The sequence below is a fragment of the Salinisphaera sp. SWV1 genome, from assembly GCF_052044155.1.
In the GTDB taxonomy this organism is placed as follows: Bacteria; Pseudomonadota; Gammaproteobacteria; order Nevskiales; family Salinisphaeraceae; genus Salinisphaera.
This window is the reverse complement of the sequence record NZ_JBQDYE010000032.1, coordinates 13,674-40,020: the sequence shown is the minus strand read 5'-3', so window position 1 is coordinate 40,020 and position 26,347 is coordinate 13,674. Positions and strand designations below refer to the sequence as shown.

Below are 26,347 nucleotides of genomic sequence, written 5' to 3'. Positions count from 1 at the left end.
CCTGTGGGGCGCGAAAGCGCGCCGCTTATTTACTGGTGACCGGCAGACCGTCGGCCCGCCAGCCGTTGATGCCACCCTTGAGCGCATAAACCCGGGTATAGCCCTTGGCCCGCAATTTGGCCGCAGCCGCCGGCGCGGCATTGCCGGCGCCGCAATAGACGATGACCGGCTTGTTCGGGTCGCGCGAGATTTCCTTGGCGCGCTCGGCGATGCCGGCGGCGGGCACATGCTTGGCGTTGAGAATATGATGCTTCTTGTATTCCGACGACGAGCGCGTATCGACCACGACCGCGTCGTCACTGTTCATCAGCCGTACCGCCTCTCCTGACGAAATCGGCCCGCTGCCGGACAACGCCCGCCAGACCTCGTTCGCGATGAAGGCGATGACGATGACGCCCAGCGCGGCCCAGAGAAACGGATGATGGACGACGAATTCCAGCAACTGATTCATAAACGATGTGCCGAGTCTCAATAGATGCGTGCCCGAGGCGCGCGGACGGCGGGCCCGCGCGGGGTGAAGATCGCCCGGAACCCGGGCGTCGGCCGGGGATTATTGCATAGTCCGCCGCCCCCTGACCCGCACGCGGCCGCTTGTCTTACAATCGCCCGATGCGGTTGACCCACGTGCTCGGCGCCCTATTGCTTGCGCTGTCCATTCTTGCCCCGGCGACCGGCCTGGCCGACGGCGACTCGCGCGCCGCCCATGCCCGCGCCGAACTCTCGGCCTTGCGCGATCGCATCGCCAAGGTGCGCAAGCAGATCGCCTCGGACTCGAATCAGCGCAGCGACCTGTCGGACGCGCTGGCCAGGGCGCAATCGCGCATCAGCGCGACGCGCAAGCGGCTGGACACGCTCGACCACGCCATCGCCGAACACAAGAAACGCATCGCGCGCCTGAAAAGGCAGCGCGACGCCGAACGCGACAATCTATCCGGCGAACTCGAGACGCTGCGCGCCCAGGTGCGCTCGGCCTACGAGACCGGCCGCATGAGCCGGATGCGCCTGCTTCTGTCGGGGGCGGCGCCCGATCGCATCGGCCGCATGCTGAATTACTACCAGTATTTTTCCGATGCCCAGAGCCGGCAGGTCGCGCACCTCAAGACCGTGCTCACCCGCCTGGCCTCCAAGCAGCAATCGCTGGAAAACGAACGCTCACAACTGGCCGACCAGCGCGCCGAGCGCGCCCGGACGCTGGATGCGCTGGAAGCCACCGAAAAGAAACAGAAGACCACGCTGGCCGCGCTCGACCGACAGCTGTCATCGCACCAATCGAGCCTGTCGGACATGCGCGACCAGGAACAGCAACTCAAGAAACTGCTCGACTCGGTGCAGAGCCAGCTGTCGAACCTGCCGCCGGTGCCCTCGGGCGTACCGTTCTACAAACTCAAGGGCCGCATGCATCCGCCGGTGGCGGCCAAATCCGTGCTCGCGCGCTACGGCCAGACCAAGAACGGCGGCCCGCTGCGCTGGCAGGGCGATTGGTTCGCCGCCGCGCAGGGGACGCCGGTGCACGCGGTCGCCGGGGGCCGGGTCGTCTACGTCGGTTACATGAAAGGCTATGGCCTGATCGTGATCATCGATCACGGCCACGGCTATTATTCGTTGTACGGGCATGCCGCGGCGAGTTATGTCGACGTCGGCGACGCGGTATCCACCGGCCAGCCGATCGCCACCGCCGGGCATAGCGGCGGCCACGACAAGAACGGCATCTACTTCGAGATCCGCCACGGCCAGGACCCGGTCAACCCGAGCCGCTGGCTGGCGGGCTGATTGGCGCGAGACAGCCGTATGCTATCGTCGATAGCCGTTGCGGCAGGCCGGGCCCTGCAACGGACCGAACCGACCGACCCGAACCTATCGAGCGCCTGACCGAGCGCCTTCGGGCGCCGGAACCGACTGACAAGACACTGGAAAAAGACATGGACCCCAAACTGCGCGGCGCATCCCTGATCGTGCTCGGCGTGATCGTCGGCACGGTCATCACGATCGGAGAGAACAGTTTCGCCGACAGCGCGCCCGGGGCGGCCGATGTCCAGAGCCTGCAAAAGGCCAGTGATGCCAGCCAGGCCAATCAGAAGCTGCCATTGTCGGAACTGCGCAAGTTCGTGGCGATCATGCACCAGGTCAAGCAGGACTACGTCGAGAAAGTGTCGGACAAGACACTCCTGGACAACGCCCTGCACGGCATGGTCGACCGGCTGGACCCGCACTCGGCCTATCTCGATCCGGACCAGTACAAGCAGCTCACGGTATCCACCTCCGGCCAGTTCGGCGGGATCGGCGTGAAGGTGCAGATGGAGAACGGTTATCTGCAGGTGATCTCGCCGATCGACGACACCCCGGCGTCCCGGGCCGGCGTCCAGCCGGGCGACATGATCATTCGCATCGACGACAAGCCGGTCAAGGGCATGTCCATGAGCGATTCCGTGCACGCGATGCGCGGCAAGCCGGGCAGCAATATCTCACTGACCATTCTGCGTGATGGCCACGACAAACCGATCCACCTGCATCTGCAACGCGCCGATATCCAGGTCGCGAGCGTGAAGTCGCACATGCTGGCCCCGGGCTATGGCTACATCCGCATCAGCCAGTTCACCGACGGCACCGCCAAGGGCATGAACAAGGCGCTGGCCCAGCTCAAGAAAAAGGCCAACGGCCCGCTCAAGGGCGTCGTGCTCGACCTGCGCAACAATCCCGGCGGCGTACTCGGCGCCGCGGTGGACGTCTCCAACGATTTCGTCGGCAGCGGCACGATCGTCTCGATCCAGGGGCGCGCCGCCGATACCGAGCACAAGTTCAAGGCCACGCCGGGCGACAAGCTCAACGGCGCGCCGATGGTGGTGCTGGTGAATCAGGGCACGGCCTCGGCCGCCGAAATCGTCTCCGGCGCCCTGCAGGACGACCACCGTGCGGTGATCATGGGCACCCAGACCTTCGGCAAGGGCTCGGTGCAGACCGTCCTGCCGCTCAACGACGGCTCGGCGCTCAAGCTCACCACCGCGCGCTACTACACCCCGTCCGGCCGCTCGATCCAGGCCGAGGGCATCACGCCCGACATCAAGCTGGCGCCGGTCAAGATCACGCCGGCCCAGGCCAGCGGCGGCTTCGGCTATACCGAGGCCGACCTGCCCGGCGCGCTCAAGAATACCGGCGCGGAAGCCGGCGCCGGCCCGGCGGCCAACAACGCCAACAACGACGCCGGCCACAGCAGCGATACCGGCAAGGGCAAGGGCAACCACTCGAAACCCGAGTCGCAGACCCGGCCGCAGAGCGACACGGGCGCCAAATCGTCCGATACCGGCGCGGACGCGTCCGGCACGCCCGCTGCCGATTCCGGAAACCATGGCAGCGCCGACCAGCCCCACTCCGGCAAGCCACTGGTGGAAAAGGACTACGGTGTCTATGAAGCCCTGAACCTGCTCAAGGGGCTCAACACGCTCAATCAGAACCAGACGCGGGGGGCGAAGCCGAGCCGGCCGATGGCTGGACAGGCCCACAACAGTGCCCGGCACGACGGCAAGGCGGCCACGGCCGGCTCTTAGAACCGATGCCAACAGGGTGGCGTGAACGGCAGCGCGCGGCCGCGTTGCCTTATCTCGACGGGCGCGGCGTACCGTGCCAGGCCTTGGCCCAGCTGATCATGCCGGCCAACCCGGTGATGATGGCCATCCACACCGGCAACGGCGGATAAGCCAGCTCGGCGGCCGAGACCACGACCAGACCGGTGCCCACCAGCGTCCAGCGCATGGCCCGCCGCGCGGTGCGCAGTTCGTAGGTGATCTCGGTCAGCGCGGCTTCCAGCTGGTGCGCGCCGGGCGCCTCGCCGGCGCGGGTGCGTCGCACCACCGTATTCACCAGATCGGGCAGACCGTCCACGATCTGCGGCAACTGCTGACGAATGCGTTCAGCCGCGATGCGCGGATCGGCGCGGCGACGCATCCACTCTTCCAGAATCGGCTTGGCCGTCGCCCACAGGTCGAGCTGCGGATACAGGTCGCGCCCGAGGCCTTCGACGTTGAGTACGGTCTTCTGCAGCAGTACGAGTTGCGGCTGAACCTGATAGCGATAACGCCGGGCGATCTTGAACAGGCGCACCAGGAACAACCCGAACGAGATCTCGGCCAGCGGCTTGTTCATGATCGGCTCGGAGACCGTGCGGATCGCGCCCTCGAAATCCTCGATGCGGGTATCCGCCGGCATCCAGCCGGATTCCACGTGCAACTCGGCGATGCGCCGGTAATCCTGATTGAAGAAGGCCAGGAAATTCTCGGCCAGATAACGCTGGTCGTCGGCCGTCAGCGTGCCGACGATGCCGAAATCCAGCCCCACGTAACGCGGACGCCCGGGATTGTCGGTCTGCACGAAGATGTTGCCGGGGTGCATGTCGGCATGAAAGAAATTATCGCGAAAGACCTGCTTGAAGAATATCTCCACGCCGCGCTCGGCCAGCGCCTTGAAGTCCACGCCGGCGGCGACGAGCGTATCGACATCGTCGATCGGCACGCCTTCCATGCGCTCCATCACCAGCACCGACTCGGTGCTGTAGTCGAAATAGATGGTCGGATGCACGATCAGGTCCGAGCCGTGCCAGTTGCGCCCGAGCTGGCTGGCATTGGCACCTTCGCGCATCAGGTCCAGTTCGTCGTGGATGATGCGATCGTATTCGGCCACGATCTCCACCGGGCGCAGGCGCTCGGCTTCCGGATGGAAGCGCGCGGCCATCTTCGCCAGCGTGTAGAGCACCGCGATGTCGCGCGCCACACGCGCGTGCACGTCCGGGCGCAACACCTTGACCACCACGGCCGCGCCGCGCGTCTCGCCCGCGGCCGGGTGCAGGCGTGCGGCGTGCACCTGGGCGATCGAGGCCGCAGCCATGGGTTGCTCGTCGAACTCGGCGAAGAAGCGTTCCAGCTCGTGGCCATAGGCCGCCTCGATCAACGCGCGCGCCTCGGCGCCCTCGAACGGCGGCACATCGTCCTGCAGCTTGGACAGTTCCTCGGCCATGCCGTCGGGCAGCAGGTCGCGGCGCGTCGACAGGGTCTGGCCGAACTTGATGAACACCGGCCCGAGCGCTTCCAGCGCCAGGCGCAGGCGTACCGCCACCGGCTGGTCGAAGTGCTTCGGCCGGCCCACCAGCCAGGTCGGCGCATTGTCGCCGAACAGCTCGCCCAGGCCATAGCGGCGCATCGTGCGCAGGATTTCCAGCACACGCCGGGATTGTCCGAGCATCAGCGTCGCCGCTCCAGTCTCTTGATTCGAGCGGCAGTGCGCTCCACCTGGTCGCGGAACCCCGCGACTTCGCCGGCCAGTTTTTCGTGTTCCCAGGCGCCGACGACGTCACGGGTTTCCTCGCGCAGATACTCGGCCGTCTGCGCCGGCAGCTCGCGCCGCAGACGCGAGAACAGCCCGGCCGCGCCCTTGGCGCCCTGCTCGAGAAAATGCCCGACCACGGGCCCGAAGCGCTGATCCAGCAGATCGCCGAGATCGAAATCCACGCCGGAGAACAGATCCGCGAACTGCTGGGCGATGCCGATATCGCCCTCGATGCGCAGACCACCGCCGGTGAGCCCCTCGCGGCCGCCGGAAAAGAACACCCGGGCAAACACGGTGGAGCGCCCGGTCAGGCGCACGTCCGGCTCGCCTTCGGGCGAACCCGCGACCTGCAGGCCGTGCCGCTCGCCGATGAAGGTCACCGCCAGGCCCAGATCGGCGAAACATACGGTCAACGAACGCCCGGACAGCGCCGCCGCGCGTTCGAGCGCGGTCGCGTCGGCGCCGATATAGCGATTGAGCGCCATTTCGGCGGCGGCCCGCGCCGGCCCCGGCAGGCCGCGAAAATCCCCCGCCGGACTCATGGCGCGTAACCGCGATGCACGGCGACGATGCCGCCGGTGAGGTTGTGATAACCACAGCGCACGAAACCGGCTTCGCCCATCATCGACTTCAGCGTGTCCTGATCGGGATGCATGCGGATCGATTCGGCCAGATAGCGATAAGCCGCCTCGTCGCGCGCCACGTTCTTGCCCAGCCAGGGCAGCACCGAAAACGAATACACGTCGTAGAGCCGTCCCAGACCCGGCACCGCCGGCTTGGAGAATTCGAGCACGATGGTGCGCCCGCCCGGTTTGGTCACGCGCGCCATCTCGTTGAGCGCGCTCTGCTTGTCGGTGACATTGCGCAGGCCGAAGCCGATGGTCACGCAGTCGAAGGCGTCGTCGGCGAACGGCAGTTTCTCGGCATTGGCCAGGCAATAATCGACGTTCGAGACCAGCCCGCGCTCGATCATCCGGTCGCGGCCGTTGGAGAGCATGGCGTGGTTGATATCGGACATCAGCACCCGGCCGGAGGCGCCGACCTTGCGGGCAAAACCGGCCGCGAGATCGCCGGTGCCGCTGGCCAGATCGAGCACGCGCTCGCCCGGGCGCACCGCCGCCAGACTGATCGTGAACCGCTTCCATGCCCGATGGACGCCCATCGACATGAGATCGTTCATGATGTCGTAGTTGTCGGCCACCGAATCGAACACCGCACCCACGCGCTGGGCCTTGGCGCCGCGCGGCACGCGTTCGTAGCCGAAATCGATGGTGTCGGAATCGTCCGACGGCGGCTGTCGGGAATCGACCATGGCCGGGTGCGGGCAGTTGGGCGTGGCGGCAAGCTTACCGCACTGGCGGGCGTGGCGGCCAAGCATGCCCGCCGGTGGTACCGGCTTCGTTGTTCGGCGCCGGCATGCGATAGCGCGCGCGATTGGCCGGTGCCCGCGCGTCGCCCGGTGACGCATCCGGTTCGCAGAGAGGCGCCCGGGGCGCGTCGACACCAGCGAACGATCACCTCGTGCGACCGTTCGGCGTGAGGCAGCGGGCCGCACGCCCCGGCCGGCCCCGAGGCACAGGCTCGAGTGACGGCTTGCGTTCGTGCTCGCCAACTCGCGCCTCGGCTAGTACATTGCGTCCAGAGTCGCGCTCGGGCCGCCGCAATCCCCGGGCCGAGCCGTTATTGTCATCACCGGAGCCCTGCATGACCCTCGCCGTTTTCAAGCGCCTGGCCGCCGTGGCCGGTGCCGGACTGCTTGCCACCACCCTTGCCGCCAGCGCCCAGCCGACCCAGAAACCGGCGACAAGTGACCTGCCACCGGTGCTCGCCAAGGCGGTCAAAAACGGCTCGCTGACGGTCGATCGGCAGTTCAAGACCGATGTCCCGGGCGTGACCGGCTATGTGCTGGAGAACGACGGCCAGCATCAGATCGTCTATGGCGATCATGGTTATCTGTTCATGGGCCAGATGGTCTCGCCCGAGGGCAAGAACATGTCGGCGCAGTACACCGACAAGTACGTGCCCAAGCCGGATGTGGGCAAGGTGGTCGATCAGCTCAAGAAAACCGGGCATCTGGTTCAGCAGGGCCCGAATGATGCGCCGGTGATCTATGTCTTCGCCGACCCCAACTGCATCTATTGTCATCGCTTCTACCAGCAGGCCGAGCCGCTGGTCAAAGCCGGCAAGTTGCAGCTGCAGTGGGCCCTGGTCGGTTTCCTCAAGTCATCGAGCATGGGCCGCGCGGCCGCGATCCTGTCGGCCAAGGACCCGGCCAGGGCGCTGGTGGAAAACGAGAACGGGTTCGATGAGGATTCCGAAGAAGGCGGCATCAAACCGGTCGCTTCACCCTCGGCCAAACTCAAGCACGTGATCAACCGCCACTACAAGCAGATGTCGTCGGCCGGCGGCAACGGCACACCGACGCTGCTGTACAAGAAAGACGGCCACTGGGCGGCCAAGATCGGCGCGCCGGCCAAGGCCTGGCTCAAGAACTACATCCACCACCAGAGCTGATCGCCTTAGCGCGGCCCGCTGTTTTCGCGGACGACCGGCCTGAATTGCCGGTTGCCACTCGACTCTCAGGATTGCCACCGTGCCAGGACCGACCTTGCGCGCTCGTCCAGTGTCCTGTAACGCAAGTTCACGTCATGGGTTTCGCGTGATTTTTCGTGCCAGGCAAGGCGCGGTGATGAGCCGTATCGGGGAATACGGCGAATCGCCGCAACGCCGCATGGCGCGAAAAAGAGTCGAAACAGGGCGATGAATTTGCGTTACAGGACACTCGGGCCGGCGCTTGCCCTCGCCGCGATCATGGGCGCGATCTCGGTGACCGCGTTTGCCCCGTTCGGGGCATTCTGGGCGCTGCCCCTCCTGTTGGCGGCGCTGTTTCGCCTCGCCGACGGACTGAATATGCGGCGCGCCGCCGGCGTGGGGCTTGCATTCGGCATCGGCCAGTTCGGCGCCGGCACGTACTGGATCCTGATCGCACTGTCGGGGGTGGGCGGCGCGCCCCTGCCGCTGGCCCTGGCCCTGCTGGTGGGGTTGATCGTTGTGCTGGCCGGCTTCATTGCCCTCACGCTCGGCGTTGGTGCGCGCGTCGCCCCGACCCCGGGCGCGCTGCGATACCTGGTCTGGCTGCCGCTGCTTTGGACGCTGGTGGAATGGCTGCGCAGTTGGGTCTTCTCCGGCTTTCCCTGGCTGTCGATCGGTTATTCGCAGATCGCCTCGCCGCTGGTCGGCATCGTGCCGATATTCGGCGTGTTCGGCGCCAGCTGGGCAGTCGCCCTTTCGGCCGGGCTGCTGGCCTGGCTGAGCGCGCGCCCGAAGCGGGCGCCGACGGCGATCGCGGCGCTGATCGTGCTCTGGGCGGGTGCCTTCGGGCTTGGCCGTATCGACTGGACGCATCCCAGCGGCAAGCCGCTCACCGTTACCCTGGTACAGGGCAACATCACCCAGCAGGCCAAGTGGTCGCCGCAGTCGGTCGACAATGCGATCCATCGTTATTCCCGACTCACCCACGGCCACTGGCAGTCGGATCTGGTGATCTGGCCCGAAACCGCGATCCCGGACTACTATCGCGCGGTCAAACCGGCGCTCGACAATCTCGGCGCCCGCCTGGCCAAGCACCATACGACCCTGATCACTGGCCTGCTCAGCGCGAGCAAGAACGGACAACGCATCTATAACAGCGTGGTGGCGGTCGGCGCCGGCAAGGGCCTGTATTCCAAGCGCCATCTCGTGCCCTTCGGTGAATACTTCCCGGTACCGGAATTCGTGCGCCACTGGATGGCCGAGTGGGGTATGCCCTATTCGGACATCACGCCGGGCGCGACGCACCAGAAGCCGATCGTCGCCGGCCATGTCGCGCTCGGCATCTCGGTCTGCTACGAGGATATCTTCGGCGGCCTGATCGCCCGTGACGTGCCGCCGGCCAATGTGCTGGTCAACGTATCGGACGATGCCTGGTTCGGGCGGTCCATCGGGCCGAAACAGCATTTCGAGATGGCGCGCATGCGGGCGGTCGAAACCGGCCGCTATCTACTGCGCGCCGACAACAGCGCGGTCACCGGCATCGTCGCCCCGGACGGCCGGGTGGTCGCGCGTGCGCCGGACTTCACCGCGACCGCCGTCACCGGCCACTTCCGGCCCTATGCCGGCATGACACCATTCGCACGCTGGGGTAACTATGGTGTGGTGCTGTTGGCGCTTTGTGTCGCCGGCCTGGCCGGTATGGCGCGCGTTCTCGATCGTCGACGGCTACGCCGACGGTAGGGTCAATCACGGACTGTAGCTAAAGCCCAAATCCTGCTACAACGAGTCGAGTTCTATCTGCCGACCGCTTCGGAGGTTGTTGTTCATGTCATCGGTTTCCCCTACCCCCGTGGATCGTCGCGCGGACCGCGGCATCGCCGCTCCGCTGCCCCACGATATCCGCAAGACCGCCATCGACCCCGACTACTGGTATCCGCTGGCGCGCTCGCGCGATGTGCCGCGTGCCGGCACCAAGGGCGTGAGCTTTGCCGGCGAGCCGATCGTGCTCGCGCGCACCGAAACCGGACATATCTTCGCGCTCGAGGATCGTTGCGCCCATCGCCAGGTGCCGCTGTCGCTGGGCGAAGTCCGCGGCGAGCGCCTGCTCTGCGGCTACCATTGCTGGGCCTACAACACCGCCGGCGCCTGCATCAACGTGCCCTATCTCGACCAGGGCAAATCACTGCCCAACGGGGTGAAAAGTTACCCCTGCGTGGAAGCCTACGGCCTGATCTTCGTCTATCCGGGTAACGTGAACGCCGCCGGCATCGATCGCTTTCCGTCTATCCCGACCTGGGGCGACCCCCACTACAAGACCCGCTACCTCGATCGGCGCATCGACTGCCACTACAGCTTCATGCACGAAAACCTGATGGACATGAATCATCAGTTCCTGCATCGCAGCCTGATGGGCAGCATCAACCCCACCGCGCTGGATATCCGCGAAGGCGACGGCTGGGTGGAAGTCGACTACACCTTTCATCGCGCCCGCGGCAAGCAGCCGATCGGCGAGAAATTCATGCTCGGCCGTCGCTCGAAGGCCCCCGATGCCAAATCGGACGCGCGCGAGGACAAGGACATCATGACCATCCGCACGGGCTATCCGTACCAGACGCTGCAGTTCTGGACCGCGGGCTCGAGCGAACCGGCGCTGGATCTGTGGAACGCCTACGTGCCCATCGACGCCGAGCAGCGCAAGAACCACACCTTCGGCCTGATGATGGTGAGAAAACCCGGTATCCCAGGCGCCATCCATGTCCTGTGGCCGTTCATCATCGCCTTCACCAACGGCATCTTCGGCCAGGACGAGGATATCGTCGAAGCCGAGCAGCGCGCTTTCGACGCCCAGGGCGAGGACCGCAACAACGAGATCTTTCCCATCATCCAGAAGCTGCGCCATCTGCTGGTCGAACAGGGACGGCCGCTGGGCGCCCGGACCTGATCATCGGCCGGCGCGGGGCGGCGGCGGCCAAGATGACCGGGCCGGCCGGGGCGCATTGGCTTCGGCGCGTTCGCGTCAGCCAGCGTGGCCGCCGGGTTATCGGTGGCCTGGCTCGGACCGGCCCCTGTTCACCGCATGGCGGCCGCGTTCACCGCGCGTCGCTGCGATGCCCGCCAGCGCGATCAGCGCCATGCCGAGCACGGCCAGCCGGTCGGGAATCTGCCCGAACAACACCAGGCTCCAGAATCCGGAGAACGCGAGGTAGCTGTAATCGCCCGCTGCCACCATCGGCGCCGGCGCCATCTGGTAGGCCCGCGCCATGGCGATACTCGCCGTAACCGCGATCACGGCCAGCCCGACAATGAGCGGCGCCAACCGGACGAACACCTCGATATCCATGGCCTGCCAGCCATGCGCCAGGAAGGCCACGCCGGAGCCCAGGTCACCCGCGGGCGCGAGCATCGGCGCGATCACGAGCCCAATCCCGCCGACCACGAGAAACAGCAATTGCATGCCCAGCGCCAGACAAACGGGCGACTCCTCGCGGCACCGCGATGCCGTGATCACGGCCGCGAATGCATACAGCGCCGCCGCCACCAGCGGCAGCAGCAGCATCGGCGAGAACGCCGCCCCGCCGGGACGCAGCAGAATCAATACACCGGCGAAGCCGAGTGTCACGCCCACGGTTTCCCGCCTCGACAATGACCGGCCGGGGCGCACGGCCACCATCAGCGCGATGATAATCGGCGAACTATAGAGCCCGGCGGAGACGACCGGCAGCGGCAACCGGGTCAGCGCCAGATAGACCAACAGCCACATCAAAACCAGCAACAGGCTGCGCAGCGCCACCCATGACACACGTTTGGGCCAGACCCCGCCCCGGCTTGCGCCCGATGCCATCACGATGGCGATCAGCGGCAACGCCACCAACGCGCGCAGAAAGACCAGTTGCCATACACTGATCTCGGCCGAGGCGATCTTTACCAGACCGTCGCCCAGCGCCAGAATAACCGCGGCCAGGACAATACAGCCGACACCGCCGGCCGCGGGCGACGAACGCATTCCAGTCCAAGACATGACATCACCTGCACGACACGGAGAGCCGATACTCGGTCAGTGCCGATGCGTCGTCACGCGATGAATACGCCGACTGCCATAATCTGCGGTAATGTGACGACATGAGCCGACTGCGCCACACCCTGCCGCCGCTGGCGACGCTGCTGCCCTTCGAAGCGGCCGCGCGGCTGGAAAGCTTCACCCGGGCCGCGCACGAACTGCACCTGACCCAGGCCGCGGTCAGTCGCCAGATTCGCGCGCTGGAAGACGACCTCGGGCTTGCCTTGTTCACGCGCGGGCATCGCTCGGTCGCGCTTACCGATGCCGGCGCCGAACTGGCCCGCGCCATCGGCCACGGCCTGGAAACGATCGCGACTACCGCCGAACGGCTGCGATCGCGACGCGAAAGCGACGACATCGTTCTGCTGGCGGAAATGTACGTCGCGATGTACTGGCTCATTCCGCGCCTGCCGGCCTTTCAGGCCACGCACCCGGATATCCGCCTGCGGGTGAACGCCTCCACCCAGCCGCTTACCCATGCCGAGGAATCCTTCGATCTCGCCCTGCAGTGCAGCACCCGGCCCGCGGGTGCGCTGACACCGCTGTTTTCCGTGCCCGACGAGGTCTTCCCGGTGTGCGCGCCGAGCGTGGCCGAGGCGGACTCGTTGACGGCGGCCGATCTGCGCGCGCATCGCATTCTGCATTGCCGGGACGACCCGCGGGACGGCTGGCTGAGCTGGGCGGACTGGCTGTCGGCGGTCGGGCTCCACGTCACTCTGCCCGAGGGCGTGATGTTCGACAGCTACCCGGTGGTCCTGCAGGCCGCCGTCATGGGCCAGGGCGTCGGGCTCGGCTGGGGCCGCGGGCTCGAACATCTGTTGGCGCGCGGACAACTCGTGCGCCCGATGCGGGCGTCGCTGACCCTGCCGCGCGGACTGTCGGTCTATGCCGCGGCCGGCCACGCCGACGAGGCCCGCACCGCGACCGTGGTCGACTGGCTGTCCGATGCGCTGACCGCGGCCACGGCCTGAGGCGGCGGTTCAGCGCTCGATCCGCGCTTGCGGCGTGCAACCGACGCCCGGGTCCGACAAAGTGATGACAGCGTCGTAGCATGGCCTCGCGGCCAACGATTGCCTATGCTCTGCCGCTATCGTATTGATCAAGGAACCACGACGCCGTGAACGCGCACCTCGAGCAACTCGAACCGACGCTGCTATGGCAGCATTTCCGTACCTTCTGCGACACCCCGCGCCCGTCCTGGCACGAGGACGCGATCCTGTCGAAGATCGAAGCCTGGGCGGATGATCGCGGCTTCGCGCATGAACGCGACGAAGCCAATAACCTGCGTATCGTCAAGCCCGCTACGCCGGGCCGCGAGAACGCGCCGGGTGTGGTGCTGCAAGGCCATGTCGACATGGTCGCCGAAACCGATGCCGGCGTGGACCACGATTTCCAGAGGGATCCGATCGAAACCTTCGTCGAGGACGGCTGGCTGAAGGCGCGCGGCACCACGCTCGGCGCCGACAATGGCATCGGCGCCGCCGCGGCTCTGGCCATCCTGGACGACGACACACTCGAACATGGCCCCATCGAGGTGTTGCTGACGGTGGCCGAGGAAGTCTCGCTGGTGGGCGCGGCCAACCTCGCGCCCCACTGGCTCGACGGTCGCCTGCTGCTCAACCTGGACACGGAGGAGGAAGGCGAGGTCTGTATCGGCTGTGCCGGCGGCGCCAACGTCACCACCGAAACCGAGCTGGCCGAGCACCCGCTGGAAGGTAACCTCACCGTGTTCAAGGTCGGCGTGCGCGGCCTGACCGGGGGGCACTCGGGCATGGACATCCACACCGGACGCGCCAGTGCGAACCGCCTGCTGGCGCGTGCGCTGCATCAACTGCTCCCGCTCGGCCTGCGCCTGGTCGACTACGACGGCGGGCGCATGGACAACGCCATCACCCGGGCGGCCTGGGCGACCGTGGCGCTGCCGGATGCCGCCTTCGATGAAGCCACGGCGGAACTGGTGGAGCTGGAAGCGGTATTCAAGAAGGAACTGGCCGGCGTGGATGGCCATGTCAGCGTCGACCAGGATCGCGCCGACGCCGACAAGGCCTTGTCGGCCAGCGACACCAAGCGCCTGGTGCGCCTGCTCTATGCCCTGCCCTATGGCGTGGAGCGCATGAGCCTGGCGGCCCCCGGCGTGGTCGAAACCTCCAACAATATCGGCGTAGTGCAGGTCGCCGATGGGGTGTTCACCGCCCAGCTCATGGTGCGCTCGCTGATGGATTCCGCGCGCGACTCGCTGGCCGACCGGATTGCGACGATGTTCGAGCTGGCCGGCTTTCCGGTGACGCGCGAACGCGGCTACCCCGGCTGGGCGCCGAACCCGAAGTCGTCACTGCTGGCGCGCTTCGTGGCCGTGCATGAGCGCGTGACCGGGCAAAAACCGCAGGTCAAGGTCATCCACGCCGGGCTGGAATGCGGGCTGATCGGAGCGCGTTACCCGAAGATGGACATGATCTCGTTCGGGCCGACCATTCGCGGCGCACACTCGCCCGCGGAGCGGGTGGATATCGCCGCGGTCGCCAATTTCCACGAGATCCTGCGCGCAACCCTCACCGAACTGGCCCGGGACTGAAACAAGGGTTCGGCGCGCCCGGTTCTCACACCGGGGCGCCCAGGGCCATCGTGCGCAACGCCAGGGCATGCCGTTCGACCGCGGACAGGCACCGCCGGGCCCGGGCGAGCAGATCCGTTTCCTCGTGCTGCATCGATTCCGCGCCGTCGCGCAGGGCGGCCGTGAGTTGATGGCGCAGATCCAACCGGGCCGCGCCCCCGGTGGCCGACACCAGCCATGCGCGGATCGTGGTCCAGTCGTGGGCCGGCTCGCCGAACCCGGGCGGCACCTCGACCCCGTCGCGCGCTGCCAGATAGGCGCGCAGCCAGGCCTCGCGCGGCTCGTGCACGCGCTGTTCATACGCGACATAGCCGGCCACCAGCATGCGAAGCCGTGCCGCCGAATGCGGACGGGCGCGCACGTAGCGCGGCAACTCATCCACGATCCGGCGCGCCAGACTCGTGAGATAGCCATGATCGGCACGCAAGGTGTCGACAATATCCATCGCCTTACTCTCCATCGTGTCCGGAAGGACGTCCAGCACAGCCTGTCCGATCGCCGTCCGGGGCTATTTGATCCAGATCAACGGCATTCCGCCAACGGCTGCGCAGGCCTCGTCAGCCCGGGCCGCGTAACACCACGGATAGCACCCGGGCCCGACCCAGGTTGTATGATCGAGCGATCGAGAAATTCCCGGACCCGAGCCGCGCAATGAGTCAGAACGTCGCAGAAATCATGGTCGCCACCCTGCTTGAAGCGGGCGCCAAGCGCTGCTATGGCGTGGTCGGCGACACCATCAACCACCTCACCGATGCCATCCGCCGCTCGGCAATGGACTGGGTCCACGTTCGCCACGAGGAAGTCGGCGGCTTCGCGGCTGGCGGCGAGGCCTACATGACCGGCGAGCTGGCCTGCTGTGCGGGCACCTGCGGGCCCGGCAGCACCCATTTCATCAACGGCTTGCTGGAATCGCACCGCAACGGCGCGCCAGTGGTGTTCATCGCCTCGCAGGTGGCGACCGCCGAGATGGGTGTCGGCTTTCCGCAGGACGTGGACCAGCGTCCGCTGTACGCGCAGTACAGCGTGTTCTGCGAATACGTCGCCAGCCCCGAGAACGCCAGACGCCTGACCGCGATCGCCGCGCAGAAGGCGCTCAACGAAGGCGGCGTCGCCGTGTTGATCGTGCCGGGCGATATCTTCACCGCCAAGCCGGAGAACTCTCTGCCGTGGCGCACGATGCGCTTCGATCCGGTCATCCGCCCGTCGGAATCCGAACTGGACACCGTGGTCGCCGCGCTCGACGCGGGCAGGAAAGTCTCCATCTATGCCGGCTACGGCTGCGCCGACGCGCATGACGAAGTGATCGCGCTGGCCGACAAGCTCGGCGCGCCCATCGCCTGGACCTCGCGCGCCAAGGATTTCATCGAATACGACAACGAACTGGAAGTGGGCATGACCGGCGTGTTCGGCCTGGCCGGCGGTTATCGTGCGGTCTCCGAATGCGACACCCTGCTGCTGCTCGGCTGCAGTTTCGCCTGGGCCCAGTTCTACCCCGAGGACGCGACCCTCATCCAGGTCGATATCGCCGCCGGCCAGATCGGTCTGCGCCATCCGGTGGATATCGGCGTGATCGGCTCGGTGCGCGATACCTGCGCCGCCCTCGTCGAACGTATCCAGCCCCACGACGACCGCGACTGGGTCAACGCCTGCCGCCAGACCTATCTCGAGTCACTCGACGAGGCAGCGGTCGAATCGGACGACGACGGATTGATCCATCCCCAGGAACTCACACTCGCGCTGGATCGACACGGGGCCGACGATGCCGTGTTCACCGCCGACGGCGGCAGCCCGATGGTGTGGTGTCTGCGTCATATCAAGGCCAACGGCAAGCGCCGGACCCTGCCGAGCCTGGTCCACGGCACCATGGCCAATGCCTATCCGCAGGCGCTCGGCATCAGCCAGGCGTATCCGGGCCGGCAGGTGATCGCCATGTGCGGCGACGGCGGGCTGTCCATGCTCATGGGCGATCTGCTCACGCTGGCCCAGTTCGAGATCCCGCTCAAGATCGTGATCTTCAACAACAGCTCGCTCGGGTTCGTGGAACTGGAACAGAAGGTCGACGGCCTGCTGGATGCGTATACCGAACTCAAGAACCCGGATTTCGGCGCGCTGGCGCATGCCATCGGCCTGTGGGGCCGCAAGGTCGAGGCCAAGCACGAGCTCGACGGCGCCGTGGCCGAACTGCTCGCCCACAACGGGCCCGGCATTCTCGATGTGAAGGTCAATCGCATGGAACTGGTGATGCCGCCGCACATCGAGTTCGGCCAGGTCGCCTCCACCGCACTGTATTCGACCAAGGCCGTGCTGTCCGGGCGCATGGGCGAAGTGGTTGATCTGGTACGCAACAACTTCTGGACGCGATGACCCCGACCGCCGACGCCGGGCTTGCGCAGCGCAAGCCCGAACCCGGCGACTACGCGCAACTGGCCGGCTGGATCCCGGATGTCCATGCCGCGCAGCGTTGGGCCGGTCCGAATACGCCCTGGCCGCTGGACGGTCCGGGCCTGGCGCTCGCGTTGTATCGCGAACAAGCCTGCCCCCACGTGTTGGTCGACGAAACCGGCAGCTTGATCGCCTTCGGCGAATACCATTTCAAGCCGCCCGCCATCGTGCGCTTCGCCCGCCTGATCGTGAACCCGGCCCGGCGTGGCCAGCACATCATAGATACACTGATTTTCCGGCTTGCCGCAGAGGCCGACCGGCATCGCGCGTCCGACACGCTCGAACTGGCCGTGTTTGCCGACAATGCGCATGCAGTCCGCGCATACAAGCGGCTCGGTTTTGGCATCTGCCGGGGGACGGTTGGCGACGACATCATGACCTTGCAGCGAGAGCCGTTCGACTGACGCCGCGAGCTGCTAATCTCGCCCCGACAACGGAACCGACGCACAAGGACCACCACGAAATGCCCGGCACCGCACATGGCAACGCCCGCGACCTGCAATCCTTCGACACCGCCGAGGCCGCCCTCGCCCGGATCGAATCGCTGTATGCCGCCGCGCATGCGCAGATGGCCGACCGGCATCGTCGGTTCGTGGCCGGTGAGCACGCGCCGGAACCCCTGCCGGCGGCCTACTACCCCTACGTCGGGATCGAAACCACGCCGGATCGACTGGTCAGCTCGGTACGGCCGACCTACGGCTCGCTGCGCAAGGGCGGTGTGCACGGCACCACCGTCACCCGGCCGGATCTGTTCCACGACTATCTGCTGGAGCAGCTGTCGTTGCTGATCGAAAACCACGGCGCGCCAATCCAGGTCGGCCTGTCGGATCAGCCGATCCCGTTGCCGTTCATGATCGAACAGGCCACGGCCAATCTCACCCCGGCGGCGGTACGGGCGATGGAACGGGCCTTCGATCTGCCGGATCTGGCCAACATGAACGACGCGATTCCCAACAGTACGCATCGCACCCAGCCCGGCCAGCCGTTCCCGCTGGCGCTGTTCGATGCCCAGCGCACCGATCTGGCCCTGCAGCGCCTGGCGCACTACACCGGCACCGACCCGTCGTATTTCCAGGGTTTCGTGCTGCTGACCAACTACCAGCGCTATGTCGACGATTTCGCCACCTATGCCCATGAACAGATCGCCCACCACGACGAGTACACCGGCTTCATCTCGCCGGGCGACGTGGTCGAGCCCAACCCCCGCTTCGATCATCTGAGTGCCGGCGGCGAGACGCCGAAGCATCTGCCGCCGATGCCGGCCTACCACCTGACCCGCGAGGACGGCCTCGGCGTCACGCTGATCAACATCGGCATGGGCCCGGCGAATGCCAAGACCATCACCGATCATGTGGCCGTACTGCGCCCGCATTGCTGGCTGATGATCGGCCACTGCGGCGGCCTGCGCCGCTCCCAGCAGCTGGGCGACTACGTGCTCGCCCATGCCTACGTGCGCGAGGATCATGTCCTCGATCAGGACCTGCCGCCGTGGGTGCCGATCCCGCCGATCGCCGAAATGCAGATCGCGCTCGAGCAGGCCGTGTCCGGCGTGACCGGGCTGTCCAAGCGCGATCTCAAGAACCGGCTGCGCACCGGCACCGTCGCCAGCACCGACAACCGCAACTGGGAATTCCGCTACGACGAACTCTACGAGCGCTTCTCCCAGTCGCGCGCCATCGCCATCGACATGGAAAGCGCGACCATCGCCGCCAACGGCTTTCGCCTGCGCGTACCCTACGGCACCCTGCTGTGCGTATCCGACAAGCCCATGCACGGCGAACTCAAGCTGCGCAGCATGGCCAACGCCTTCTACCAGAGCCAGGTCCAGCAGCATCTGACCATCGGCCTGGAAACACTCAAGCTGATTCGTGAGTCGGGCGTCGAGGCCCTGCATTCACGCAAGCTGCGCTCGTTCGACGAGCCAGCGTTTCGCTGACCCGCCGCCAGCCTCGGGCCCACGCCATAGGCCGTGGGCGCGCGCCCGGCCATTGGGACGCCTCCGCGGCCGTGTAGCCCGTCGTTGATGGCGCTCGGCCCGGCCAACCGGCCCCATGGAAGCTCCCGGGGCCTGCGCGCCGCGAATGCCCGGGGCCCCTCAGCCCCGCGGTTCGAACCCCGGATAACGCGGTGCGCCATCGTCCAAACGATAATAAAACCTGGCACAAAAACAGCTGAAAATCAGCTGTTTTTCAACGCCGACAAAGCCAAAGACGGCGCCTGTCCGTCTTTTGTTTGTGTCGGCTTCGCGGCCGATGGCCGCGGCGAGGGTGCTTGCGCATACTCGCGTTATTAATCCGGCATGAAGGTATTTTCATGCCGGATTAATAATAATCGCCCGCTTCGGCACAGAAGATATGGGTCGTGGTTGTCTCGCCGGTAGGCTCGTCGAAGGCGCCGGGGCTGATTTCGATCCACGGGCTGTCCGTCTCGTCGAACAACAGACTCGAGCCGCAACGGCTGCAAAAGCCACGCGCCGCCGCTGCCGAGGATCGCCACCAGGCCAATGCGCCCGCCGCGGTCAGTTCGAATCGCCCGCGCGGGATTTCCATTGCGGCCCAGTAGTAGCCCGACCAGCGCCGACAGCTTTCACAATGGCAGGCGCCGACCGGCGCCAGATCGCCGTGCACCACAAAACGCACGCCGCCACAGGCACAGCCGCCCGCATGCGTCACGAGTCCATGTCCGGGCCGGGAAACCGCGGCGTGTTCGGGTCGATCGCATAATAATCGCCGGCCTCGGCGACACAGATATGGGCCGTGGTGGCGAGATGCGTGGGCGCATCGAGCGCGCCCGGCGCCACCGACACACGATCGGCGTCGTGCCGCCGATAGAACAGGCTCGACCCACAGTGGCTGCAGAAACCGCGTTCGGCGAATTCCGACGAGGCCCACCAGGCGAGCTCGGCCTCGGCATCGATGATCAAGGCATCGCGCGGCACATGGGTCGCCGCCCAGTAATACCCGGACCAGCGTCGGCAGGTCTGGCAGTGGCAGGCGATGACGTCGGTCGGTTGGCCGACCAGGCGGAAACGTACGGCGCCGCAGGCGCAGCGGCCGGCGTGTTCATGTTCGCTCATGGCGCCCGCCTCAGCGATGCGCGGCGGCCAGGCGCGCGCCGAGCCCGATGAAAATCACGCCCACGCCGCGCTCGGCCCAGGCCGCCAGACGACGCCGCCCCTCGAGGAGTCGAATCAGCCGATCACCGACCACGATCAGGGCCGGTTCGATGATGCCCGCCACCACGAACAACAACAGCCCGTGCAAGGCCAGCTGTGCCGTTACCGGCCCGGCGCCGTCGACCACGAACTGCGGGATGAAGGCCAGGAAGAACAACGCGACCTTGGGATTGAGCAGATCGACCAGAATGCCCTGTCTATAGGCGGCCCGGCGGCTGGGCGCGGCCAGCGCCGAGGGCGTGTCGGCGGCGTCGGCGTCGCGCCGGGCCGAGACCAGTGACTGAAGGCCCAGCCAGACCAGATAGGCGGCCCCGACATACTTGATGATCGAGAACGCCATCGCCGAACGCGCGAGGATCGCGGCCAGGCCGAGCACCGTGGCCGCGACATGCACGAGCGCGCCGGTCCATACGCCGAACATGGCCGCAAAGCCATGGCCACGCCCGTGCCGCCCGGTCTGGGCAGCAATGAACAGCAGGTCCGGCCCCGGCGCGATCTCGAGCGCGAACGCCGCGCCGAAGAACGTCAGCCAGTGGGCCAGCGAGTAATCGAACATGGCTTTTCAATCCTGAAAGCGATCGATGTCGCCAGTGAGTTTAACCCGAACCAGGGCCGCAACCAGCCGCGGGAAATCATCCCGCCCGATCAGCCGCGCCAGCTTCGCCGCGTCGGCCGGCAGACCGAGCTTGTCGGCGGTCGTCAGGCTCGCCTTGTCGGCGAACGGATAGAACTCGCCCCAGACCGCCTGCACCTCGCGCAGAAAGATCGCCGCGCCGGTATTGCCGATGCCCTTGAAGCGCTTCAATGCACGCTTCGCAGCGTCGATATCGCCATCGGCCTCTGTGCGCAGCCGGCGCAGATCGCCGGCGTAGGCTTCGCGCAGATGGCCGTTGAAATCCATGATCTGGGTGGCGGTCTTCTCATCCACTCTGGCATAGCCGGCGCCGTTGAATACGTCAACGCGCTGGCGCCACGTGCTGGCCGCCAGCTTGTCGGGCGTAGTCCAGCCGGCCGCGGCCATGGCCTGCGCGGCCCGCATCGCGATATCGGCCTGCACCGGGGCGCTCGTGAGTAGCGCCAGACACAGCAGCCGAAACAGCGGCGACGGTGTGTTCTTAGCGATCGGCGCGCCCAGTTCGGCGGCGAAGGTACGGCCATGCTCGGCCAACAGCGCGTCGATCAATTCGCTTTGTTTCATGGCGAGGCCACATCAACGCAGGGGCTGATGCCCAGCCTACCGCCTGTGCTGCGACGTGTATTGGCGCGCGGCTTCATCGTCCGCGACAACAGCCCGCCGCGCACGACCGGGCCCCCGACACGCGTCAGACCGCGTGCGCGATGGCCCGGGCGCGGCGGCTGAGCACGTAGAGCAGCGCGGTGACCGCGAACGAAGGCAAGGTCGCGCCGATCGGCGTATCCAGCGCCAGAAAACCGTAGTAGCTCGCCACCCCGATGGCCCATACGCCCAAGGCCGGCCAGGCCAGCACGCCGGGCTCGTCGACGCGCTCGCCGAGCGCGAAATAGCGCGCCAGCACCACGGCATACAGCGGCGAGAACAGCGCGCCGATGGTATAGAGAAATCCTTCGTAGGCCGAGATCGGCGCCACCAACGCAATCACGGTGCCGATCGCCGTCATCGCGAGCGCCAGTACGCGCGGCGAGGCGACCGGCGCGACATGGCGCAGGCTCACGCCCGCCGAATAGGTGTCCATGAAGGTCGTGGTGACGGTCGAGAGCACGATCACCGCCAGGGCCGCCACGAGCGCCGGCGCGCCCGAGACCAGCGCGCCGAGATCCAGCCCACCGAAATGCAGCGCCATGAGCAGGCCGATCGCATACATCCACGCGCTGCCGATCGCGTACCCCAGCCAGGTGAACACGGCCGCGGCGCCGCCGTTTGTCGCGTGGCGGTTGTAGTCGGCCACCAGCGGCAGCCAGGACAACGGCATGACCACCACCAGTTCCAGCGCCGCACCGAAGCGCATCGACGTCGCCATCGGCGCCGGGGCGGCGCCGGCGACGAAGAACAGGCGCACGAACACGGTCAGCAGCAGCCCGATCAACAACACCACGGCCAGCGTGTTGAGCCGACCGATACCGGCCCGGGCGAAAGCCGCCCAGCCGGCGACCAGCAGCCCCAGCACGCCGATCCACAGACCGATCGGCCCGACCGCCCCGAGGTGCCCGGCCAGGCTCGCGAACTGGCGCGCGCCGGTGGCCAGCATGATCGCCGTCCAGCCGACCAGTTGCAGCACATTGAGGGCCGCGAACAGGCGCCGCCCGGCCGACCCGAAGGCCGCGCCCGCCGTACCCATCGCGCTCTGGTTTTCGCGGCTGCCGATCAGTCCGGCGGCCACCAGCAGCGTGGTGCCGATGACATGGCCGAGCACGATCGCGACCAGCGCACGCCACAGCCCCAGCGGCGCGAGCAGCGTGCCGGCGAGCATCTCCGACAACGACACAGCGGCGCCGAACCAGAGGAAAAAGAACGGAATGTCGCGAAACCCGCGCATGGGCATGCTCTCCAGACAGTTTCAGGCCGGGCCGGCCTGTCGGCCAGATCAATAGACGACGTTGCGCACGAAACGCAACAGCATATCGCCCCCGTTGGCATAACGATGCGGCCGATCGCTGGGAAAGACCCGGAAATCGCCCGCCACGATCACGAAGTGCTCGTCGCCGAGCGTGACCGTCAGTTCGCCGGTCAGCACCACGATCATGTTGGCCCAGCCCGCCGGATCGGCAGCCGAGGCATAAACCTCGCCGGGCGCCATCGACCAGGACCACAGCTCCACTTGTTCGCGCGCCGTCTTGCTGGCGAGCAGCCGGGCCTGGCTGTCGGCGCTCGCGCCCGCCCAGGCGACCTCGTCGATCCGGGTCGCGTCGGGGGTTTCCGGCGGCGCCACCAGCGCATAGAACGCCACGCCCAACGCCTCCGCCAACCGATCGAGGGTATTGAGGCTGACGTTGACGTCGCCTTTTTCGATGTTGACCAGCATGCGCCGGCTCAGCCCGGCGGCTTCGGCAAGGGCCGCCTGGCTCAAGCCGGCGGCCGCGCGCAGGCGACGCACGTTGGCCGCGACATGCACGAGCACATCGGGCCGCTCACCAGGACTGTGCAATATATTGCTCATCGCGTTATTTTGCGCCATCATGCGCCACCGGCCAAGCCGGATCGAGGTTCCGGCGCCACCGCGCGCCGGCGATACGACGTGGTGTCGAACCGCTCATGCAAGCCCATCATCGTGCCCTCATTGCCCGGAGCTGGCCCGTAGCGCTGCTTCTGATCGCCATGAGCGCGATCCAGAGCGGCGCCTCGCTGGCGAAGATGCTGTTCCCGGTCGCGGGCGCGGCCGGTACCACATCGGTGCGCCTGATCATCGCGTCGCTACTGCTACTGGCCGTGCTGCGCCCGTGGCGCAAGACCATCTCCGCCGAGGCCTGGAAGGCGATCGCGGTCTACGGCGTCGCGCTCGGTGCCATGAACTTCCTGTTCTACCAGGCGCTGGACCGGATTCCGCTCGGCATCGCGGTGGCCTTCGAGTTCACCGGCCCGCTCACCGTGGCCGTGGCCTCCTCGCGCCGGGTATTCGACCTGCTCTGGATCATGCTGGCCATCGCCGGGCTCGCCGTGCTGCTGTGGCCGGGCTCCGACACCACGGGCGCGGTCAACTGGCCCGGGGCCGCCTGCGCGCTCGGGGCCGGCGCCTGCTGGGCGCTGTATATCCTGTTCGGGCAGAAGGCCGGCGCGGTTCACGGCATGCACAGCGCGGTACTCGGCGTGACCATCGCGGCGATCGTGGTCGCCCCGATCGGCATCTGGCAGGCCGGCGCGACCCTGCTCACGCCGCATGTCCTGGCGATGGGCGCCGGGGTTGCGATTCTGTCGACCGCGCTACCCTATACGCTCGAGATGATCGCACTGCCAAGGCTGCCCACCGCCATGTTCGGCACCTTGATGAGCCTGGAGCCTGCGGTTGGCGCCCTGTCCGGCTTATTGTTTCTCGGCCAGGAACTGGATCTATGGCAATGGCTGGCGATCGGCGCGGTGATGTGTGCTTCCATCGGCACCACGCTCACACCGGGCGCCGAAACCGAGCCGCATGTCGAGGAACCGCCGCGGCCGGACTGACCCGGATCGCCCGCCGCGACGGACGGTCGCGGTGACGGTGCAGGGGTTTGCCAGGGCCTGTAGCCGCTTCACACGGCACCGCGGCGTCGCGTGAAACGGCCACAGGCCCTAGACTCTTTGGCTAGTTTTCGCGTCATGATCCCGGGTTCATGACGCCAAGCCCGGCGGATCATGAAACTGAGCTATCTCGCGAACGCATTGCATGTCCTGGCGGTCCTGTTTCTGGCTTTCGCGGCCGGCATCGCCGTCAGTCTGACCCAGGTCTGGCCCTATCCGCTGTTTCACGATGCCTACAAGGCCGGGATGGCCGAATGGTCGCAGTCGCAGACCGCGGTCAACCCGCTGGCCACCGATCTATGGCGTCGTGCGCGCACCAATGCCCGCGGTGTCACCGTGCACGACGCCGCGAAGATGCAGCCGGGCTATACGCTGTTCACCTCGGGTGACGGCAACGTCGCGCGCCTGATCGATGCCGACGGCCGCGTCGTCCATGAATGGAAGATGCCGTTTTCCAGGGTGTGGACGAAAAACGCCGCCGTTCAGCATCCGCAGAAGGATGACCTGATCTACATGCGCCGGGCCAAGCTGCTGCCCAACGGGCATCTGCTGGCGATCTATATCTCGGGCAACGATACGCCCTGGGGTTATGGCCTGGTCGAGCTCGACGCCGATTCCCACATCGTCTGGCGCTATCTGGCGCATGTGCATCACGATCTGGATGTCACCAACGATGGCCGCATCGTTACGCTGACCCACGACTTCACCGATCAACCGTTGTCGGGCTACCGCTTCGTGCCCACGCCTTATCTTGAGGATTTCCTGGTCACCCTGTCACCGAACGGCAAACAGCTGTCAAAGCTGTCGCTCACCCGTATGCTGGCACGCTCGCCCTACGGCATATCGCTGCGTCGCGGCGAGCCCTGGTTCGCCGATTTCGACCCGCTGCACGTGAATACGGTCGACTGGCTCGGCCCGAAGGACATCGCCGCCCTCGGTTTCGGCAAACCCGGCGACGTACTCGTCATGTTCCGCCAGATCAACCTGCTGGCGCTGGTCGATCCCGAGGCCCAACGCATCGTCTGGGCCATGCACGGTAACTGGCTGGCGCCGCACGACCCGCACGTGCTGGCCAACGGCAATATCCTGATGTTCGACAACCTCGGTAACATGAAGCCGCACAACCCGTCGCGCGTGATCGAATTCAATCCGCGCAACGACAAGATCGTGTGGTCCTACGATGGTAGCCCGGGTCAGCCGCTGGACAGCCGCATCCGTTCCACCGACCAACGCCTGGCCAACGGCGACACGCTGATCACTGAATCCGACGGCGGCCGGATGCTCGAAGTCACCAAGGCCGGGCAGATCGTGTGGGAATACGTCAGTCCGATCCGGGCCGGCGATCATAACCAGTTCATCCCGGTGCTCTCCGGCGGGTATCGCATCGATCCGGCCTCGCTGGACCCGGCGTTCCGCCAACGGCTGGCAACCCGGGAAAAACAGATCCAGGCCCATGCCAAATAACGCGACGGCACTGCTGCTGGTGGATTTTCAGCGGGCCTTCGACGCGCCCGGGCTCGGCCCGCGCAGCAATCCGCGGGCCGAAGACAACGCGCTCGCGTTGCTCGAATGCTGGCGCCGCACCGGCTCGCCCGTGGTGCATATCCAGCACAGCTCCACCGAAACCGGCTCGGCGCTGGCCCCGAACCGGACCGGGCATGCGTTCAAAACCGGTTTCGACCCGGCGCCGGGCGAACTGTGGCTCACCAGGCGCGTCAACAGTGCATTCATCGGCACCGACCTCGAAGCCGAACTCGAACGCCTGGGCAGCCGATCCCTGGTCGTTGCCGGCCTGACCACCGACCATTGTGTCTCGACCACCGTTCGCATGGCGGGCAATCTCGGCTTCGAGGTCGTGCTGGCCGGCGATGCGAGCGCGACCTTCGAACGCCGGGCGGCCGACCCCACCCGGATCGATGCCGACACGGTGCAACGCGTCCACTTGGCCAGCCTCGATGGCGAGTTCTGTCGCGTACGCAGTACCGCCGCGATCCTCGACTCGATGACCGGCCAGGCGTCGTGACAGTC

At 66.6% G+C, this 26,347-nt stretch carries 25 protein-coding genes; 13 read left to right on the top strand and 12 right to left on the bottom strand.

Annotation, left to right across the window (positions count from 1 at the left end):
- Nucleotides 1-25 precede the first annotated feature (25 nt).
- The gene (locus ACS8YF_RS14765; RefSeq protein ID WP_440850912.1) at nucleotides 26-451 is read right to left on the bottom strand and encodes a rhodanese-like domain-containing protein; all 426 of its coding nucleotides are present in this window, start codon (nucleotides 449-451) and stop codon (nucleotides 26-28) included.
- Nucleotides 452-591: 140 nt separating this feature from the next.
- Between ACS8YF_RS14765 and ACS8YF_RS14760 the strand changes: the two genes are divergently transcribed.
- Complete coding sequence (locus ACS8YF_RS14760; RefSeq protein ID WP_440850911.1) at nucleotides 592-1,770, top strand: murein hydrolase activator EnvC family protein; 1,179 nt, start codon at nucleotides 592-594, stop codon at nucleotides 1,768-1,770.
- Between the two features lie 149 nt (nucleotides 1,771-1,919).
- Nucleotides 1,920-3,542, top strand: a complete 1,623-nt coding sequence (locus ACS8YF_RS14755; protein WP_440850910.1) for a S41 family peptidase — start codon at nucleotides 1,920-1,922, stop codon at nucleotides 3,540-3,542.
- A gap of 49 nt (nucleotides 3,543-3,591) precedes the next feature.
- On the opposite strand, the gene ubiB is transcribed toward ACS8YF_RS14755, so the two are convergent.
- Genes ubiB through ubiE form a run of 3 tightly spaced genes read right to left on the bottom strand, consistent with a single transcriptional unit; the run spans nucleotide 3,592 to nucleotide 6,625 of the window.
- Complete coding sequence (ubiB, locus tag ACS8YF_RS14750) at nucleotides 3,592-5,229, bottom strand: ubiquinone biosynthesis regulatory protein kinase UbiB (protein WP_440850909.1); 1,638 nt, start codon at nucleotides 5,227-5,229, stop codon at nucleotides 3,592-3,594.
- Nucleotides 5,229-5,855, bottom strand: coding sequence for a ubiquinone biosynthesis accessory factor UbiJ (locus ACS8YF_RS14745; protein ID WP_440850908.1), 627 nt, complete (start codon nucleotides 5,853-5,855; stop codon nucleotides 5,229-5,231). The genes ubiB and ACS8YF_RS14745 overlap by 1 nt, the downstream gene beginning before the upstream one ends.
- Nucleotides 5,852-6,625, bottom strand: a complete 774-nt coding sequence (gene ubiE, locus ACS8YF_RS14740; RefSeq protein ID WP_440850907.1) for a bifunctional demethylmenaquinone methyltransferase/2-methoxy-6-polyprenyl-1,4-benzoquinol methylase UbiE — start codon at nucleotides 6,623-6,625, stop codon at nucleotides 5,852-5,854. The genes ACS8YF_RS14745 and ubiE overlap by 4 nt, the downstream gene beginning before the upstream one ends.
- A 392-nt stretch (nucleotides 6,626-7,017) precedes the next feature.
- Here ubiE and dsbG point away from each other — a divergent pair, with 392 nt between their 5' ends.
- The 3 genes from dsbG to ACS8YF_RS14725 all read left to right on the top strand — a co-directional run bounded on the left by dsbG (nucleotide 7,018) and on the right by ACS8YF_RS14725 (nucleotide 10,786).
- On the top strand, nucleotides 7,018-7,827 hold the full coding sequence (dsbG, locus tag ACS8YF_RS14735; RefSeq protein ID WP_440850906.1) for a thiol:disulfide interchange protein DsbG: 810 nt from the start codon (nucleotides 7,018-7,020) through the stop codon (nucleotides 7,825-7,827).
- A 246-nt stretch (nucleotides 7,828-8,073) separates the two neighbouring features.
- Complete coding sequence (lnt, locus tag ACS8YF_RS14730) at nucleotides 8,074-9,585, top strand: apolipoprotein N-acyltransferase (RefSeq protein WP_440850905.1); 1,512 nt, start codon at nucleotides 8,074-8,076, stop codon at nucleotides 9,583-9,585.
- 85 nt (nucleotides 9,586-9,670) lie between these two features.
- Nucleotides 9,671-10,786, top strand: coding sequence for a Rieske 2Fe-2S domain-containing protein (locus ACS8YF_RS14725; RefSeq protein ID WP_440850904.1), 1,116 nt, complete (start codon nucleotides 9,671-9,673; stop codon nucleotides 10,784-10,786).
- 96 nt (nucleotides 10,787-10,882) lie between these two features.
- Here the strand turns inward: ACS8YF_RS14725 and ACS8YF_RS14720 are convergent, their stop codons facing one another.
- On the bottom strand, nucleotides 10,883-11,863 hold the full coding sequence (locus ACS8YF_RS14720; RefSeq protein ID WP_440850903.1) for a DMT family transporter: 981 nt from the start codon (nucleotides 11,861-11,863) through the stop codon (nucleotides 10,883-10,885).
- A gap of 101 nt (nucleotides 11,864-11,964) precedes the next feature.
- On the opposite strand from ACS8YF_RS14720, the gene ACS8YF_RS14715 reads away from it, so the two are divergent.
- Both ACS8YF_RS14715 and ACS8YF_RS14710 read left to right on the top strand, forming a co-directional pair.
- Nucleotides 11,965-12,873 carry a LysR substrate-binding domain-containing protein gene (locus ACS8YF_RS14715; protein ID WP_440850902.1) on the top strand — a complete coding sequence of 303 codons (909 nt, stop codon included), beginning with the start codon at nucleotides 11,965-11,967 and terminating at the stop codon, nucleotides 12,871-12,873.
- Between the two features lie 146 nt (nucleotides 12,874-13,019).
- Nucleotides 13,020-14,474: an aminoacyl-histidine dipeptidase gene (locus ACS8YF_RS14710; RefSeq protein WP_440850901.1), complete on the top strand. Its 1,455-nt coding sequence runs from the start codon at nucleotides 13,020-13,022 to the stop codon at nucleotides 14,472-14,474.
- Between the two features lie 25 nt (nucleotides 14,475-14,499).
- Here ACS8YF_RS14710 and ACS8YF_RS14705 read toward each other — a convergent pair whose 3' ends face one another.
- Nucleotides 14,500-14,958, bottom strand: a complete 459-nt coding sequence (locus ACS8YF_RS14705; RefSeq protein WP_440850900.1) for a hypothetical protein — start codon at nucleotides 14,956-14,958, stop codon at nucleotides 14,500-14,502.
- A gap of 206 nt (nucleotides 14,959-15,164) precedes the next feature.
- On the opposite strand from ACS8YF_RS14705, the gene ACS8YF_RS14700 reads away from it, so the two are divergent.
- The 3 genes from ACS8YF_RS14700 to ACS8YF_RS14690 are packed head-to-tail and all read left to right on the top strand — an operon-like array spanning nucleotide 15,165 to nucleotide 18,891.
- Entirely contained in the window at nucleotides 15,165-16,877 is a 1,713-nt protein-coding gene (locus ACS8YF_RS14700; protein WP_440850899.1) for a thiamine pyrophosphate-dependent enzyme, read from the top strand.
- Nucleotides 16,874-17,359: a GNAT family N-acetyltransferase gene (locus ACS8YF_RS14695; protein WP_440850898.1), complete on the top strand. Its 486-nt coding sequence runs from the start codon at nucleotides 16,874-16,876 to the stop codon at nucleotides 17,357-17,359. Before ACS8YF_RS14700 ends, ACS8YF_RS14695 begins: the two co-directional genes overlap by 4 nt.
- 59 nt (nucleotides 17,360-17,418) lie before the next feature.
- Nucleotides 17,419-18,891: an AMP nucleosidase gene (locus ACS8YF_RS14690; protein ID WP_440850897.1), complete on the top strand. Its 1,473-nt coding sequence runs from the start codon at nucleotides 17,419-17,421 to the stop codon at nucleotides 18,889-18,891.
- A gap of 385 nt (nucleotides 18,892-19,276) precedes the next feature.
- On the opposite strand, the gene ACS8YF_RS14685 is transcribed toward ACS8YF_RS14690, so the two are convergent.
- The 6 genes from ACS8YF_RS14685 to ACS8YF_RS14660 form a co-directional block, all read right to left on the bottom strand.
- Nucleotides 19,277-19,627 carry a GFA family protein gene (locus ACS8YF_RS14685; RefSeq protein WP_440850896.1) on the bottom strand — a complete coding sequence of 117 codons (351 nt, stop codon included), beginning with the start codon at nucleotides 19,625-19,627 and terminating at the stop codon, nucleotides 19,277-19,279.
- Nucleotides 19,624-20,031: a GFA family protein gene (locus tag ACS8YF_RS14680; protein ID WP_440850895.1), complete on the bottom strand. Its 408-nt coding sequence runs from the start codon at nucleotides 20,029-20,031 to the stop codon at nucleotides 19,624-19,626. Before ACS8YF_RS14680 ends, ACS8YF_RS14685 begins: the two co-directional genes overlap by 4 nt.
- 10 nt (nucleotides 20,032-20,041) lie before the next feature.
- Nucleotides 20,042-20,686, bottom strand: a complete 645-nt coding sequence (locus ACS8YF_RS14675; RefSeq protein ID WP_440850894.1) for a LysE family translocator — start codon at nucleotides 20,684-20,686, stop codon at nucleotides 20,042-20,044.
- Nucleotides 20,687-20,692: 6 nt separating this feature from the next.
- Nucleotides 20,693-21,328 carry a hypothetical protein gene (locus ACS8YF_RS14670; protein WP_440850893.1) on the bottom strand — a complete coding sequence of 212 codons (636 nt, stop codon included), beginning with the start codon at nucleotides 21,326-21,328 and terminating at the stop codon, nucleotides 20,693-20,695.
- A 124-nt stretch (nucleotides 21,329-21,452) separates the two neighbouring features.
- Nucleotides 21,453-22,643 carry a putative hydroxymethylpyrimidine transporter CytX gene (cytX, locus tag ACS8YF_RS14665; protein WP_440850892.1) on the bottom strand — a complete coding sequence of 397 codons (1,191 nt, stop codon included), beginning with the start codon at nucleotides 22,641-22,643 and terminating at the stop codon, nucleotides 21,453-21,455.
- Between the two features lie 48 nt (nucleotides 22,644-22,691).
- Nucleotides 22,692-23,264 carry a helix-turn-helix domain-containing protein gene (locus ACS8YF_RS14660; RefSeq protein ID WP_440850891.1) on the bottom strand — a complete coding sequence of 191 codons (573 nt, stop codon included), beginning with the start codon at nucleotides 23,262-23,264 and terminating at the stop codon, nucleotides 22,692-22,694.
- 95 nt (nucleotides 23,265-23,359) lie between these two features.
- On the opposite strand from ACS8YF_RS14660, the gene ACS8YF_RS14655 reads away from it, so the two are divergent.
- The 3 genes from ACS8YF_RS14655 to ACS8YF_RS14645 all read left to right on the top strand — a co-directional run bounded on the left by ACS8YF_RS14655 (nucleotide 23,360) and on the right by ACS8YF_RS14645 (nucleotide 26,342).
- A complete protein-coding gene (locus ACS8YF_RS14655) occupies nucleotides 23,360-24,262 on the top strand; it encodes an EamA family transporter (protein ID WP_440850890.1) in 903 nt (300 codons plus the stop codon).
- 171 nt (nucleotides 24,263-24,433) lie between these two features.
- Nucleotides 24,434-25,783 carry an arylsulfotransferase family protein gene (locus ACS8YF_RS14650; RefSeq protein ID WP_440850889.1) on the top strand — a complete coding sequence of 450 codons (1,350 nt, stop codon included), beginning with the start codon at nucleotides 24,434-24,436 and terminating at the stop codon, nucleotides 25,781-25,783.
- Entirely contained in the window at nucleotides 25,773-26,342 is a 570-nt protein-coding gene (locus ACS8YF_RS14645) for a cysteine hydrolase family protein (RefSeq protein WP_440850888.1), read from the top strand. The genes ACS8YF_RS14650 and ACS8YF_RS14645 overlap by 11 nt, the downstream gene beginning before the upstream one ends.
- Nucleotides 26,343-26,347: the final 5 nt, after the last annotated feature.

Excerpts from the sequence above, each read along its gene's own strand:
- ubiE (WP_440850907.1), bottom strand. The coding sequence starts at position 6,625 with ATGGTCGATTCCCGACAGCCGCCGTCGGACGATTCCGACACCATCGAT.
- ACS8YF_RS14650 (WP_440850889.1), top strand. The coding sequence starts at position 24,434 with ATGAAACTGAGCTATCTCGCGAACGCATTGCATGTCCTGGCGGTCCTG.
- ACS8YF_RS14765 (WP_440850912.1), bottom strand. The coding sequence starts at position 451 with ATGAATCAGTTGCTGGAATTCGTCGTCCATCATCCGTTTCTCTGGGCC.
- ACS8YF_RS14690 (WP_440850897.1), top strand. The coding sequence starts at position 17,419 with ATGCCCGGCACCGCACATGGCAACGCCCGCGACCTGCAATCCTTCGAC.
- ACS8YF_RS14705 (WP_440850900.1), bottom strand. The coding sequence starts at position 14,958 with ATGGATATTGTCGACACCTTGCGTGCCGATCATGGCTATCTCACGAGT.
- lnt (WP_440850905.1), top strand. The coding sequence starts at position 8,074 with ATGAATTTGCGTTACAGGACACTCGGGCCGGCGCTTGCCCTCGCCGCG.
- ubiB (WP_440850909.1), bottom strand. The coding sequence starts at position 5,229 with ATGCTCGGACAATCCCGGCGTGTGCTGGAAATCCTGCGCACGATGCGC.
- ACS8YF_RS14745 (WP_440850908.1), bottom strand. The coding sequence starts at position 5,855 with ATGAGTCCGGCGGGGGATTTTCGCGGCCTGCCGGGGCCGGCGCGGGCC.
- ACS8YF_RS14660 (WP_440850891.1), bottom strand. The coding sequence starts at position 23,264 with ATGAGCAATATATTGCACAGTCCTGGTGAGCGGCCCGATGTGCTCGTG.
- ACS8YF_RS14670 (WP_440850893.1), bottom strand. The coding sequence starts at position 21,328 with ATGAAACAAAGCGAATTGATCGACGCGCTGTTGGCCGAGCATGGCCGT.
- cytX (WP_440850892.1), bottom strand. The coding sequence starts at position 22,643 with ATGCGCGGGTTTCGCGACATTCCGTTCTTTTTCCTCTGGTTCGGCGCC.
- ACS8YF_RS14655 (WP_440850890.1), top strand. The coding sequence starts at position 23,360 with ATGCAAGCCCATCATCGTGCCCTCATTGCCCGGAGCTGGCCCGTAGCG.
- ACS8YF_RS14675 (WP_440850894.1), bottom strand. The coding sequence starts at position 20,686 with ATGTTCGATTACTCGCTGGCCCACTGGCTGACGTTCTTCGGCGCGGCG.
- ACS8YF_RS14645 (WP_440850888.1), top strand. The coding sequence starts at position 25,773 with ATGCCAAATAACGCGACGGCACTGCTGCTGGTGGATTTTCAGCGGGCC.
- dsbG (WP_440850906.1), top strand. The coding sequence starts at position 7,018 with ATGACCCTCGCCGTTTTCAAGCGCCTGGCCGCCGTGGCCGGTGCCGGA.
- ACS8YF_RS14680 (WP_440850895.1), bottom strand. The coding sequence starts at position 20,031 with ATGAGCGAACATGAACACGCCGGCCGCTGCGCCTGCGGCGCCGTACGT.
- ACS8YF_RS14755 (WP_440850910.1), top strand. The coding sequence starts at position 1,920 with ATGGACCCCAAACTGCGCGGCGCATCCCTGATCGTGCTCGGCGTGATC.
- ACS8YF_RS14715 (WP_440850902.1), top strand. The coding sequence starts at position 11,965 with ATGAGCCGACTGCGCCACACCCTGCCGCCGCTGGCGACGCTGCTGCCC.
- ACS8YF_RS14700 (WP_440850899.1), top strand. The coding sequence starts at position 15,165 with ATGAGTCAGAACGTCGCAGAAATCATGGTCGCCACCCTGCTTGAAGCG.
- ACS8YF_RS14695 (WP_440850898.1), top strand. The coding sequence starts at position 16,874 with ATGACCCCGACCGCCGACGCCGGGCTTGCGCAGCGCAAGCCCGAACCC.
- ACS8YF_RS14725 (WP_440850904.1), top strand. The coding sequence starts at position 9,671 with ATGTCATCGGTTTCCCCTACCCCCGTGGATCGTCGCGCGGACCGCGGC.
- ACS8YF_RS14720 (WP_440850903.1), bottom strand. The coding sequence starts at position 11,863 with ATGTCTTGGACTGGAATGCGTTCGTCGCCCGCGGCCGGCGGTGTCGGC.